Source organism: Kribbella alba (assembly GCF_039529635.1).
Lineage (GTDB): Bacteria > Actinomycetota > Actinomycetes > Propionibacteriales > Kribbellaceae > Kribbella > Kribbella alba.
The window spans coordinates 349002-359495 of sequence record NZ_BAAANE010000005.1 but is presented as its reverse complement, the minus strand read 5'-3'; the positions used below and the strand labels follow the sequence as shown (position 1 = coordinate 359495).

Genomic DNA, 10494 nt, shown 5'->3' with positions numbered 1-10494 from the left:
CGGCCGCGACCACGTGCTCGACCGGCACTGTGGTGGGGACCTTTTCCAGCGCGGACACGATCGCCCTCGCCTGGGCCAGGTGCAGCAGCACCGGAGCCTCCCCACCGGCCTCCCCACCGGCGCCGCGGTCCTCGCCGTCGACATCGCTGTCCACCGCGGCGCCGGCACTGCCCCCGTCGGTGCCGCTGCCGCTGCCGCTGCCGGTGTCGTTCTGATCGTCGTCTAGGTCGTCGGTGGGGGTGGGTAGGGCGGCGGAGACGAGTTCGTACTTGGGGAGCGAGGCGGCGAGTTTGAGGTCGCGGCGGACGTCGGCTTTGTCGAGGCGGTGCCGAAACGACACGAGTTCGGCGGTGTCGCGGGCGCCGAGCTGTTTGGCGTGGCCGCCGGCGTCGAAGCCGGCCAGGACCTGGAGCCGGTAGGTTTCCAGCCGGGCGATCTCGTCGCGCAGTGCGTCGAGGGTGGTCAGCTGTTCGCTGCCACTCATCGACCACACCGGCCGCATCTCCACGAGATCCATACCCAAGACTCTAGAGGTGCCCGCCGACAGTTTCTGTGCCGAGAACCCGTTATAGATAAGGGGTTCCGTGCTGCACTGAAACTAGCCCAGTTGTCCACAGTAACCGTAGACCTGTGGACGCAGAGGCGGTGAAAAGGCCTTAGTTGTCCACAGCAAGAGTGGGGATCTTGGCGCAACAGTCCTGTGCCGGCGGCCGAAACGAGTGGGGCTGGTACGACAGCCGTAGTTCGTGATGATGCCTTTCGGCAAGGGGCGGCGGAGGGCTGGGTGGTGTGGCTTTGACCAAGAGTGGGGGCCTGGGACAGGTAGTCGGGGCCTTGAACACGTTATTTCGTGTCCGCGGTCCCTGTTTGGTGTTCAAGGTCGCCGCTTCGTGACCGCTGCGCGCCACCGAGTCGGGTGCTGATCAAGGGCAGCGTTGTTTCGGCGGGTTCGTGAGCCCCGGAGCGCCAACGCTGATCAACCGCGGCTGGTTGCCTCCAGGCGAGCGTGCGTAGGCCTGCTCGCGACCGGGACCCGCAGGTTGTGAGTGCTGGCAGTCCGGGCCTGCCCCCGCAACATCACAAACTCCGGCTGTAGTTCTAGGCAGCTTGGGCGATGGTGAAGCCGGCGGTAGTGAGGAAGGTGCCGAGTGCTTCGGGGCCGAGGAAGCGGAGGCTGCCGCGGTCGCTGCGGAGTGGGGGAGTCGTCGCGGCTGGAGGTGATCTCGGTGAGGGTGACCACGTCATCCTCGACGGACTCGACGCTGTAGCTGAGGCGGAGCTCGCGGCTCGCGTGGTCGACGATGCGTTGCTGGCCAGGAATGCGAGTTCGAACTTCCGCTTCCAGGTCATGTCCTCAGCCTTGCCCTCGACCCATTCAATGCCCCGGCACCGTTGCTTCGGTCAGCCGCGTCAGCCTGCTCGGTCGCTGTCCGGCCGCGGGCCTCCTCCAGGGCCGCGATGTCAGGGTCGATTCCGCGACAATCTGTCCCGCATCGGCCGGTTCTTCGCCGCGATTTGTCGAGCCGATCAGCGCCGAAGAAGGCGTCGCCGCTGACGGCACCGGAATCAGCTAGGTCGTGTCGCAACAGTCAGCTTCGCTACTGCATGGCCAACGGCCTTGCCCGGCTGCCCGGGCAGGGTCGGCCCTGAAATCATTTCGCCCGTGCTCGCCTCGTCCGATACGATCCCGGGGTTGTTTTCACCGCTGGGAGCCCGTGAGGTTCGCGTGTGGTCTTCCCGGCAGTTCCCAGGCTGAGAGCAGGTTTGGTCAATGGCATGTCGTATCAGTGAGCTCGTGCTCGGTTGCCGCGACCCTGAGGTGCTGGTGCGAGGTCCTGGACTTCGTCGTGCTCGATCGCGAGGACGACGGCTCGGTGGAGATCGGGCCGCGCGACGGGTTCGGCGGTCCGCAGCCGACGATCATCCTCAGTCGCGGGGATGAGCCGGAGCAGGGGAAATCCCGGCTGCACATCGACGTCAACGCCACCGACCGCGATCAGGACGCCGAGCTCGAGCGCCTTCTGAAGCTCGGTGCGCGCCCGGCCGACATCGGCCAGACAGGGCAGGAGCAGTGGCATGTCCTGGTCGACCCCGAAGGTAATGAGTTCTGCCTGCTCAAGGCCCGCCTCAACCCACTCTGATGCTCATCGGTCAGCCTCGACACCAGGTACCTCGGGTCTGCCTCGATGTCCGGTGTGACAGGCGTTTCGTGATCCTGAAGTAATTGAGGTCTCCGGTAGAGGTGCACCAGCACGCCGCCGGCGCCCGCCGATACGCCGGCCAGCAGCAAGAGCGGCCCGGTGGCCTCTCGGCAGAACGTCTCGCGCATCGGCGCAGGCCGTCCCCCCACACGGCCCGACAAGGCCCGGGCAGCCAAGGCCTGCAGTTCCCGCGCCAGCAGCGCCAGCAGCGCCAACGTGCGAACGCGCCAAACGCGTCAAACGCGCCAACCTGCGCCGAAGCGGCGTCGTCTGCACCATCCCGAACCAGCAGGCCAACAACAACACCGCAAGAACCGCGGCCGCCGAGGGGGCGGACCTGGCGGGTCAGTCGGCTATTTCGAAGATGTCTATTTCGGTGCCGGGGTCGGCCTCGGCGAAGCGGAGGGCCCAGCGGACGGCTTCGTCCTTCGAGGTGACTCGGATGATGGAGACGCCGGCGACCAGTTCCTTGGTTTCGGTGAACGGGCCGTCGATGACGCGTGGGGCGCCATTGGGGAAGGCGATGCGGGCGCCGCGGGCGCTGGGCATCAGCCCCTCGGCGGTCAGCAGTACTCCGGCCTGGCGCATCTCCTCCAGGACCGCGTCCGCGCGCGCCAGGATGTCGGGGTCAGGTGGCAGGCCCGCCTCGAGCTTGTCGTTGGTCTTGTGCAGGAGCATGTACCGCATGAACCGACGGTAGACCACCGGCCGGTCCTTGCGTGGTTGCTCAGCCGATCTCTGCGCGTGCGGTGATCAACCCCTCTCGCTCCAGCGCCCACCAGAACTCACCCGGGATCTCCTGGTCGAGCATGGCTGCGACCTCTGCGATCTCCGCTGGAGTTCGAGCACCGACGACAACAGCCGGTACTACGGGGTGGGCGAGCGGGAACTGCGCAGCAGCGGCCAGCGGCGGTACGGCGTACCGTCTGCAAATCCCGCGGAGTCCCTCGATTCGCGTGGCGAGCGCTGGTGGAACCACGCCGTAGCCGTGCGGCGCGCCCTTCGAAGAGTCGGCCAGCACGCCGCCCTGGAACACTCCCGCGGCGAGTACCACCACGCCGAGGTCGCGACACAACGGCAGGAGATCGTCGCCAGCGGATTGGTCGAGCAAGGTGTAGCGCCCGGCGAGGAGGATGCAGTCGAGGGTGGCCGGGCCCACCGAGCGGAGGAACCGGGCGGCGACGTCTGCGTGGTTCACGCCGAGCGATACCGCTCCGATCGTCCCCCGGCCGCGGAGCTCGGTGAGGGCCTTCAGAGCCGACGTCGATGCCTTCGTGAAGTCGAGCTCCGGGTCGTGGATGTGCAGCACGTCGATCCGGTCGATGCCCATCCGCGCGAGGCTTTCCTCGAACGAACGCATCACCGCCGCGTACGAGTAGTCCAGGCGCGGGCCGACGCCGCGGGGCGGTTCAGCCCAGATCGGCTGGATGTCGGGGCCACCGGGCTCGATCAGCCGGCCGACCTTGGTGCAAAGGATGAAGGCAGAACGCGGCCGACCACGGAGCGCGAGGCCGGCACGTCGCTCAGAAAGTCCGTAACCGTAGACGGGTGCGGTGTCGAACAGTCGGATCCCGAGCTCCCAGGCGCGGTCGATCGTGGCGATGGCCTGCTGCTCCGGAACGGCCGCGAACATCCCGCCCAGGGACGCCAACCCGAGGCCCAACCGGCTCACGGTCAGCCCGGTCCGCCCCAGCTCCACCATCTCCATGCCCGCGAGCGTAGGACGCCCCGCCGACAGTTCCCGGCCGCGCCCGAGCGGCCCGGCAGTCGTGCCACAACCGGCTTCGCGTTGCCAACGGAACCGACCGGCAACCGGCACCCACGGGGGGATGTCGGTTGCCGGCCGGAGACTGCTCAGCGACGACCAGCGTGCTGGATCAGCGCGGGTACGTCGCTGTCAGAGGTCAGCGCGGTACGTCGCCGCGCCAGGCGCCGGTCTCGGAACCTCGGTGCTCGATGAATTCCTTGAAGCGCTGCAGGTCGCCCTTCACGCGTCCCTCGACCATGCCGAGCTTGTCGCCGACCTTCTCCAGGAAGCCTTCCGGGTCGATCTCCATCTGCGCGGTCACCCGCGTGCGGGTCGGATCGAGCTGGTGGAAGGTGATCACCCCGGCGTGGTGGGGTCCGGAGTCGGCGCGCCAGGCGACCCGCTCGTCCGGGTGCTGCTCGGTGATGGTCGCGTCGAACTCGCGGGTCGCGCCGCCCACCGTCGTCACCCAGTGGGTGTGCTTGTCGTCCAGCTGCCGGACTTCCTCCACGCCTTCCATGAACCGCGGGAAGGACTCGAACTGGGTCCACTGGTTGTACACGGTCGTGATCGGTACATCGACGTCCACCGACTGCGTGATGCCACTCATGGAACCTCCTCATTCGTTGTGGAGGCCTCCCGGTACCCGGCAACTAACGCCGTAGTCATGCAAAACTTGTGCAACCCGGTGACCTGCCCCACAGCCGCAACCCGGCGACGCGGGGCCCCGCAACGGGCCATCCAGTCCCCCGAATGGCCCAGACGTCGATCTCCGTGATCGCCGTAGAGAACGGCGGCCGGTCTACCGCTGACGGTCCAAGGTGACACTCAGTAAGGCTGCAGCCGCGCGGGACCCGCGACGACTCGGGCATCGCCTCGTCCTCGCCGTACGGCCATATCGTTCTTGTCGAGGTGCATACTCGTTCGGACGGAGCCTTGGGAGGGCATGATGGGCGAGATCGCGGAGCGTTACCGGCGGCGGGCGGAGGCCTTCGAGCGGAAGGTCGCGGCGGTGCGGCCGGAGCAGTGGGAGAACCAGTCCCCGTGCGAGAAGTGGACCGCCCGGGACGTGGTGGACCACGTCATCGCCATGCACGGTTACATGCTCGAGGGACACACGCTCGGTGACGTGCCGGACGAACCGTTGGCGGCATTCCAGCAGGCGCGAGCTGCCGTGGAGGCCGTGTTGCTCGACCCCGACCAGGCCGGCCAGGAAAGCAGCACTCCGACTGGGCCGATGACAGCAGAGGCGCACATCGACGCCGTGGTCAGCGACGATCTGGTGCTGCACGGTTGGGACCTTGCCCGCGCGACCGGCCAGGACGAGGCGATGGATCCCGGCGACGTCGAGCGGCTCTGGGCGTCCAACTCGGCGATCCCGCCCGAGCTCATCAAGATGTACCGAACCCCCGACGCCTTCGGCCCCGGCATCGAGGTCTTCGGCCCGGAGATCCCGGTGCCACCCGACGCGCCCCTGCAGAACCGCCTCCTCGGCTTCATAGGCCGACAGCCCTGAGCGCCGACAGCCCTGAGCGCCGGCAACCCTGAGCGCCGGCAACCCTGAACGCCGACAGCCTCAAGCGCAGCCTGTACTACGGGCCGCCGGCTGAGGCCGTCGCCGAATAGCTCAGCGCTTCAGCACAGCCGCGAGGTTGTCAGGCGCGTAGTAAGCAGTGCTGTCCTGGCAAATAGGAGCTGAAGGCAACAATTGGGCCAACGCGGCAGGCTCTTCGACAAGCAGCGCATCGCCGCGATCCACCACAGGCAACAGGTATTCGTGCCCCGGCAGCTTCGCTACCGCCGTACGGCATCCCAACACCATCCCCTCGAAGAGCGCGGTCGTAGCGACCCCGACCTGATAGGTGGCAGAGGCAAGCAAACCCAAGGTGGACTCAACCGGGCCGGCCGAGATCCGCACCGAACTACCAGCCGGCACGGCGTAGTCCGACAAGTGTTCGCTGGGATGCAACCGGAAGATGACCTCCAACTCGGGCCGCGCGGACGAAAGCGCCAGCGCGTAGTCGAGCAGCAACCCTCCGATCGTCCCCTGCGACAGAAACACGACCCGCTGAGGATTCTTGGCTGCCAGCTCCGAAGCCGTCAGCGGTTGAATGAACGGCGCCCCGATGACCTGGGTCTTCATGCCCGCAGGCAGCTCGGCGACACCGGCCCAGTACGAGCCGAAGCACCACAACTCGTCCGGCTGATCCGCCACGACAGGTCGCCCCGGATAGCTGTAGCCCAGGTGGAACGGACTGATCGCGCCGTGCTGCAGTTCCACCACGCGGATGCCGAGGTCGCGGGCCGCGCCGACGAGGTGCTGGTGGAAATACGCGACCACCACGAACACCGTCTTGATCTTCCGCCGTTTCAGCAGCGACCGGTAAATCGCACGAAGCCGCAGATGCTTCGGAACCTCGCGCGCCACGAGTGCACCGATCGGCACCTTGACCCCGGTGAGCGCCTCCAACGCCTGCTCCACCTTCTTGCAGCGCTCGGCGTCCAACGGGCGACTACGCAGAGCGCCCGCAGCCGAGGTGAAGAAGTCCAGGTTGCGGCTCCCGACGAGCGGCGTTCCGTTGATCCCGGAGTCGAGGACCAGGGCCGCCGGGCCCAACGAAGCGCGTAGCCGATCCGTGTAGATCTCCACGCCGCCGGGTTTACGCGGGTGCGGAACCACCACAGCGTCGTGCCGGCCGAGAGCGAGGAAGGGATTGCGGGTGACCACCCCGGCCAGGTGTTTGCCGACCAGCCGGGCCTTGTCGGACCGCGTCCGGCGTACCGGGTGGGGCTGTCCGTGGATGCCGCCGCGTTGGCTCAGCTCATGGAAGACGCGCATCCGGATGATCGGCCACGGGTGCGCCTTCTGGATCCGCCAGTTCAGCAGATCCAGTTCCTGCTCCACCTGCCAGATCGCCTGGCACAGCGTCTCCACCGTCAGGTCGGTGCCGTTCCCGGTACTCGTCATGGTTGATCCCTACTATGCCCGCGAGGCTGCCGATGCCCGAGAAGAACCGGCGGACGGCCTTCAGCAGATGGGTCTTCCGGATGAGCACCAGACCGCCGAGGCCGTAGACGAAGGCAGAGGCGATCCGCGCCAGAGCATAGGCCAGCACCCGCAGGTAGCTCATTGCGCCCGGCTGGATCAGGAGCCGGCTGATCGTGTCACCGCTGCCGGATCGGAAAGCCCGCCGGAACAACCAGCGCAACGTCGTCCGCGATGCCGGCACATCCTCTTGGATCCGCGCCTCCTCGCACCACACGATCCGGAAGCCGGCCTGGTGCACCCGCAGGAAGAAGTGCAGATCGCTGGACCCCGTGTACCGGAAGGCGGGATGGAACGCCGGAGTCACCGCGTGATAGACGCGCTGCGCGACCAGCGTGTTGTTCGTGTAGGCCTTGTTCAGCACGTCGCCGGTCGCGTGTTTCCCGGTCGAGTCGTGGACGTCGCTGTGGTGGTTCCAGGCCGGCGCATCGGCGGGGAGAATGCCCTGGACCGGTCCCGTGACCACGTCCGCGCCGGTGGTCTCCCACGCGCGCAGCAGGGTCGCCAGCCAACCGGGTGGAGCCACCTCGTCGTCGTCCACAAAAATCAGCGCATCGTCGTCCCATGCCAGCTGAACCGACTTCTCCCGCGCGAACGGGATCCCCGGTTCCGGCTCGATCGCCGTCTCGATCGGGTAGCGGGCGTCGGCAGCGGCCGTGGCGATCACCTCGCCCGCGGAACCCTCCGCGTCGTTGTCGACCACCACGATCCGTACTGCGTAGTCGCCGTGCTCGGGGAGTTCCTGCGCCTGGAGGCTGTCGAGCAGGTCCTTCAGCAGGTCAGGTCGCCGGAACGTGATGACGGCGATCGCGACGCTGGTGCTCATGCCGACCGAGACTAGCGCTCGGAGCCGGGGCGAGGCCATTCCGGTGTACCTACGAGTGGGTACAGTGGTCCGGTGGAGACGGTCGAGAGGTTGATCCGGAGCACGCAGGAACTGCTCTGGGAGCGCGGATACGTCGGCACCAGCCCGAAGGCGATCCAGGTCGCCGCGGACGCCGGCCAGGGCAGCATGTACCACCACTTCAGCGGTAAGGCCGAGCTCGCCAAGACCGCGATCGAGCGGTCCGCCGCGGAACTGCGCGCCACCGCCGAGGAGCAGTTCGCGACGGACGGCACGGCGACCGAGCGGATCACGCAGTATCTGCAGCGGGACCGCGAGGTGCTGAAGGGCTGCCGGATGGGACGCCTGACCTCGGACCCGGACGTGATGACAGACCCGGTACTGCGGGCGCCGGTCGACCAGACCTTCCGGTGGATCCGCACCCGGCTGGCCGAGATCATTGCCGAGGGCAAGCAGAACGGCGAGTACGCCGAGTCTCTCGACGCCCAGGAGACGGCGGCCACCATCGCCGCAGTACTGCAGGGTGGGTATGTTCTGGCCCGTGCGGCGAACTCGGACGAACCGTTCGAGCTCGCGATCCAGGGACTCGTCAAGCTACTGGCTGGAGTGACTCGATGAAGATCGGTGCCGTCTTTCCCCAACTCGAGATCGGGACGGACCCCGCGATGGTCCGGGACTGGGCCGAGACCGTCGAAGAGGTCGGCTACACGCATGTGGTGGCCTACGACCACGTGCTCGGCGCGAGTCCCGACAACAGGCCGGGCTGGACCGGATACACCGACAAGTCCTTGTTCCATGAGGTTTTCGTGCTGTTCGGCTACCTCGCGGCGATCACCACGAACCTCGAGCTGGTCACGGGCGTGGTGATCCTGCCGCAACGGCAGACCGCGCTGGTGGCGAAGCAGGCGGCCGAGGTCGACGTGCTCAGCGGGGGCCGGCTCAGGCTCGGGGTCGGCATCGGCTGGAACCAGGTCGAGTACCAGGCTCTGGGTGTCCCGTTCGAGAAGCGCGGAGCGCGGTTGACCGAGCAGGTCGACGTACTGCGCAAGCTCTGGGCGGAGCCGGTCATCTCCTACCAGGGCAAGTTCCACCAGATCGTCGAAGCGGGGATCAACCCGTTGCCGCCGCGGCGGACCATCCCGATCTGGTTCGGTGGGACCGCCGACGCCGTACTCCGGCGCACGGGGCGGATCGGTGACGGCTGGATGCCGCAGAGTCCGCCGGACGACGAGGCTCGCGCGCGGGTGGAACGGCTGCGCGCGTACACGGCCGAGGCAGGCCGTAATCCCGCGGAGGTGGGGATCGAGGCCCGCCTCACGCTGGGCTCCGTACCGGAGAAGGACTGGCCCGCGTTCGCTGAGGGCTGGCGTGAGTTGGGCGCCACCCACCTCGGCGTGAACACGATGAACATGGGCCTGTCCAAGCCCGAAGACCACGCCGCCGTACTCCGCGACGTCCTGCCGCTGCTGCAAGCGGGCTAGCGCGTGGTGCCCCGTCGGCGGATCACGGTGTCGGCCGTCGAGCCGCGGACGACCAAGGGGCAGGGCAGGCTGATGATGGTCGTGTCGGCCGAGGGATCGGCGATCCGATGGCGGAGCAGGTCGATGCCGGCCTTGACGATGGCATGCACCGGCTGATCGACCGTGGTGAGGTCGAACGCCTCCCAGGACGCCATATCCGTGTTGTCGAATCCGACCACCCAGACGTCGTCCGGCACCCTCACGCCGAGCGCGCGGGCGCCGTCCAGCAGCCCGAAGGCGAGCAGGTCGGTGACCGTGTAGATCGCGGTCGGTGGCTTCTTGGCGGACAGGAGTTTTTGCGCGGCCGCATGGCCGTCGGCATGGCCCACTGCTGTGGTGATGGCGTTGCGGGCCTTGATCGAGATGCCCCCGTCGGCGAGGGCAGCCCGGAAGCCGAGATCCCGGTCCCGCGAGGTGTTGCCGGTGTGTTCCAACGTCACCAGGCCGATGTCGCGATGACCTGCCTCGACCAGGTAGCGGCCCGCGTCGTACGCACCCTGCCAGTTGTCGCCGACGACCTGGTCGCAGTCGAGGCCGTCGATGCCGCGGTGCAGCAAGACGGTCGGCGTGCCGGAGGCGAGTGCGATGGTGTGCAGCTTGGAGGTGTAGGTCGCTGACGTGAGGATGAACCCGTCCACCAGCCGCTGCTGGATCACCTCGCTGACCGACTCCTCCGGGTCGTGCTCGATGTTCCAGAGGATCATGTGCAGGCCGACCTGGTTCAGCAGTCGGCCGATCTCGTCCAGCAGTGCGGCGTGGAACGGGCTGGTCACCCGGGTCATGAAGACGCCGATAGTGTCGGTCCGGCCGGTCTTCATCGCCCTGGCCAGCGCGTTCGGGGTGTAGTTGGCATCGGCCAGCACCTGAAGCACCCGGGCCCTGGTGTCCGGGCTGACGCGTGGGCTGTTCGTCAGCACCCTGGACACGGTGGCCTGCGAGACCCCGGCCAGCCGTGCGAGGTCCCTGCTGGTCGGTGGCCGATTGCTACCACTCATCGATCGCCTTCCTCCGTCGGTCCTACTCCTGCAGAGAGTCTCACGTCTCGCCGTTGACCTGGAGCGTAGAGGTGTGTATACGTATTCACAACCGGCTTGCTCCTCTTTGCACAGCGCTATTTCATCCAGGGCATCACGATG

At 67.5% G+C, this 10494-nt stretch carries 11 protein-coding genes and 1 pseudogene; 4 read left to right on the top strand and 8 right to left on the bottom strand.

Features of this window, described 5'->3' with window-relative positions; translation table 11 throughout:
• A pseudogene (locus tag ABD210_RS16970) lies at window positions 1–517 on the bottom strand (hypothetical protein); the annotation flags it as partial.
• A 581-nt stretch (window positions 518–1098) separates the two neighbouring features.
• A complete protein-coding gene (locus ABD210_RS16965; RefSeq protein WP_344112501.1) occupies window positions 1099–1350 on the bottom strand; it encodes a hypothetical protein in 252 nt (83 codons plus the stop codon).
• A gap of 497 nt (window positions 1351–1847) precedes the next feature.
• Between ABD210_RS16965 and ABD210_RS16960 the strand changes: the two genes are divergently transcribed.
• Entirely contained in the window at window positions 1848–2141 is a 294-nt protein-coding gene (locus ABD210_RS16960) for a VOC family protein (RefSeq protein ID WP_344112500.1), read from the top strand.
• A 405-nt stretch (window positions 2142–2546) separates the two neighbouring features.
• Here the strand turns inward: ABD210_RS16960 and ABD210_RS16955 are convergent, their stop codons facing one another.
• The 3 genes from ABD210_RS16955 to ABD210_RS16945 form a co-directional block, all read right to left on the bottom strand.
• Entirely contained in the window at window positions 2547–2888 is a 342-nt protein-coding gene (locus ABD210_RS16955; RefSeq protein WP_344112499.1) for a YciI family protein, read from the bottom strand.
• A gap of 40 nt (window positions 2889–2928) precedes the next feature.
• Window positions 2929–3909: an aldo/keto reductase gene (locus tag ABD210_RS16950; protein WP_344112498.1), complete on the bottom strand. Its 981-nt coding sequence runs from the start codon at window positions 3907–3909 to the stop codon at window positions 2929–2931.
• 196 nt (window positions 3910–4105) lie between these two features.
• On the bottom strand, window positions 4106–4558 hold the full coding sequence (locus tag ABD210_RS16945; protein WP_344112496.1) for an SRPBCC family protein: 453 nt from the start codon (window positions 4556–4558) through the stop codon (window positions 4106–4108).
• Between the two features lie 339 nt (window positions 4559–4897).
• Between ABD210_RS16945 and ABD210_RS16940 the strand changes: the two genes are divergently transcribed.
• Window positions 4898–5464, top strand: a complete 567-nt coding sequence (locus ABD210_RS16940) for a TIGR03086 family metal-binding protein (protein ID WP_344112495.1) — start codon at window positions 4898–4900, stop codon at window positions 5462–5464.
• Between the two features lie 111 nt (window positions 5465–5575).
• Here ABD210_RS16940 and ABD210_RS16935 read toward each other — a convergent pair whose 3' ends face one another.
• Both ABD210_RS16935 and ABD210_RS16930 read right to left on the bottom strand, forming a co-directional pair.
• Window positions 5576–6787, bottom strand: a complete 1212-nt coding sequence (locus tag ABD210_RS16935; protein WP_344112510.1) for a hypothetical protein — start codon at window positions 6785–6787, stop codon at window positions 5576–5578.
• Window positions 6771–7820 carry a glycosyltransferase family 2 protein gene (locus ABD210_RS16930; RefSeq protein ID WP_344112494.1) on the bottom strand — a complete coding sequence of 350 codons (1050 nt, stop codon included), beginning with the start codon at window positions 7818–7820 and terminating at the stop codon, window positions 6771–6773. The genes ABD210_RS16935 and ABD210_RS16930 overlap by 17 nt, the downstream gene beginning before the upstream one ends.
• Window positions 7821–7892: 72 nt before the next feature.
• On the opposite strand from ABD210_RS16930, the gene ABD210_RS16925 reads away from it, so the two are divergent.
• Together ABD210_RS16925 and ABD210_RS16920 are read left to right on the top strand one after the other, a co-directional pair.
• Complete coding sequence (locus tag ABD210_RS16925; RefSeq protein WP_344112492.1) at window positions 7893–8456, top strand: TetR/AcrR family transcriptional regulator; 564 nt, start codon at window positions 7893–7895, stop codon at window positions 8454–8456.
• Window positions 8453–9319: an LLM class F420-dependent oxidoreductase gene (locus tag ABD210_RS16920; protein WP_344112491.1), complete on the top strand. Its 867-nt coding sequence runs from the start codon at window positions 8453–8455 to the stop codon at window positions 9317–9319. The genes ABD210_RS16925 and ABD210_RS16920 overlap by 4 nt, the downstream gene beginning before the upstream one ends.
• Here ABD210_RS16920 and ABD210_RS16915 read toward each other — a convergent pair.
• Window positions 9316–10353 (bottom strand): LacI family DNA-binding transcriptional regulator, encoded by a 1038-nt coding sequence (locus ABD210_RS16915; RefSeq protein WP_344112489.1) that lies wholly within the window; start codon window positions 10351–10353, stop codon window positions 9316–9318. The genes ABD210_RS16920 and ABD210_RS16915 overlap by 4 nt on opposite strands.
• Window positions 10354–10494: the final 141 nt, after the last annotated feature.